This window comes from Mesorhizobium sp. M00.F.Ca.ET.216.01.1.1, assembly GCF_004010325.2.
Taxonomy (GTDB): Bacteria; Pseudomonadota; Alphaproteobacteria; order Rhizobiales; family Rhizobiaceae; genus Mesorhizobium.
Window position 1 is genome coordinate 1 of sequence record NZ_SADR02000602.1, and the last position, 281, is coordinate 281.

A 281-nucleotide genomic window follows, 5' to 3' on the forward strand; every position below is an offset into this window, starting at 1 on the left:
GGTACCGTCGACGGGATCGATGACGAAGGCGAGTTCGGCGTCGCCCAGTCCCGCAAGCAAGGCCGGATTGTCGGAGCAGGCCTCCTCGCCGACCACCATGGCGTCGGGATAGCGCTCGTGCAGCCTGGCGGTGATCAGCCTTTCAGCATTAACATCCGCTTCCGTCACGAGGTCCGCGGCGGAAGTCTTCTGGCGGACGTCGCCTTCGCCCAGCCGGCGGAAGCGGGGCATGATTTCGCTCCTGGCGGCGTCGGCGAGAAGCTCGGCCAGATCGGAAGAGC

General features: G+C 66.5%; 1 protein-coding gene. It reads right to left on the reverse strand.

Annotation, left to right across the window (positions count from 1 at the left end):
• A partial coding sequence (locus tag EN859_RS37620; protein ID WP_281015691.1) for an inositol monophosphatase family protein occupies positions 1 to 270 on the reverse strand: 270 nt, incomplete at its 3' end.
• Positions 271 to 281: the final 11 nt, after the last annotated feature.